This is a genomic window from Pseudomonas sp. GQ91, assembly GCF_059758795.1.
Genome location: NZ_JCAXED010000040.1, coordinates 1 through 1,550 on the forward strand (window position 1 = coordinate 1; position 1,550 = coordinate 1,550).

The 1,550-nt window shown below is 48.0% G+C and carries 2 protein-coding genes and 1 pseudogene; all 3 read left to right on the forward strand.

The features are described from left to right. Window positions 1-435, forward strand: a 435-nt coding sequence (locus tag AC6CIA_RS26280) for a ribonuclease domain-containing protein (protein ID WP_498316060.1), incomplete at its 5' end; no start/stop codon positions are given. Next, complete coding sequence (locus AC6CIA_RS26285) at window positions 435-767, forward strand: barstar family protein (protein WP_498316062.1); 333 nt, start codon at window positions 435-437, stop codon at window positions 765-767. The genes AC6CIA_RS26280 and AC6CIA_RS26285, both read left to right, overlap by 1 nt. Window positions 768-1,144: 377 nt before the next feature. Then, window positions 1,145-1,550: pseudogene (locus AC6CIA_RS26290) on the forward strand (hypothetical protein); the annotation flags it as partial.

Consider the following 1,550-nt stretch of genomic DNA (forward strand, 5'->3'; position numbering starts at 1 on the left):
AGTTTAGCGGGGGGGCTCAATGCTTACGTTTATACCTCCGACCCATACAATTACATCGACCCACTGGGTTTAAAATGCTCTCACTTCGCTAAGAATCCTAAGCAAGCACATGCCCAGATCAAAAGCAAATGGGGACATACCATGTCAAAACAGGAGATGAAAGAACTGCAGAACACCATCAATCGGATTAAATTGAGACAGCCCCACTACTCCAACGACGGCACGCCGTTTCAGAACAGTCGTTCGAAAGGCAACCCCTACAGCCAAAGGCTGAATACAGGAAGCGGGCCGTATCAAGAATGGACGGTAAAAACGCCCAATGTAGGAAACAACGGGGCTCGCCGCATTGTCGTGGATAAAAAAACTGGTCAGGCTTATTACTCTCACGATCACTATGACTCATTCATAGAAATCAATCTTGGAGGATGGAAATAATGAATGTAAAAACAACGATCAATCTGGATTTTTCTGAAATAAAAAATGTCAATCAACTATATGAAACCCTTGCAAAAAAAATCGGTTTCATTGATGGTTACGGCAAAAATGACGATGCCGTAATTGATTGCCTATTTGGCTTGCGTTACCCGAAAGAAGGGATGACTAAAGTCAGCATAGACATATCTGAACAAATAATATTCCAAACAAAAAATTTCACCTCCGCGCCACAAGACGTAAGGGAGACTCTTATATCTATCGTTGAATTCGTCAACTACAAATGCAAATTCAAAGAAACGCCTCCCTCCATCCTTTTATTACTTGAACGCTAACCCTTCTGACCATCACAAAAAACTGGACAGTTATATTACTATAAATACAGGGCAGAATGAGTTTATGGTCACGATGACCCGAAAGGTACAGAGCATAGAAAACCACAAAACATTAACGTGAGCGCGCCGATGGGAGAACGGTTCGTATCGACATCACAGGTTAGAACATGAACACACTTACAGACGCACTCGACACTGGAAAAATACGCGGCTACGCGGAAACTCGCCTGATCGATGGTGTTTCATATCTAATCCAGTACGCCATAAAAAACAAGACAAAAAACAACAGAAAAGGTGAAAAAATCATGAATATTCAATAAATCATTCCAGGTTTTCCTTTTGCCTGCTTATTGGAATCAAAGATGGTTGTCACGGCGCACCTGATCGGCAAACTCGACCAACCCGCCGCCGCCCAACAGCGCCAACTGCTGCACTACGACGCCACCGGCCGCATCATCGCCAGCCAGGACAGCCTGCACGGCCAGCGCGAAACCTTCGCCTACGACGCCGCCAACCTGCTCGACGGCCCGCCACCGGGCGCCGGGCTGGTGGTGCACAACAAACTGCTGACCTACCAGGACAAACGCTACCGCTACGACGCCTTTGGCCGCCTGATCGAAAAACGCAGCGCCACACGCGGCCTGCAACGCTTCGCCTACGACGCCGAAAGCCGCCTGATCGACGTGCACAACGACAATGGCAGCGTGGTCAAAATGACCTACGACCCGCTCGGCCGGCGCATCGAAAAAACCGCACACGACAACCACGGTTATCCCCTCGGCC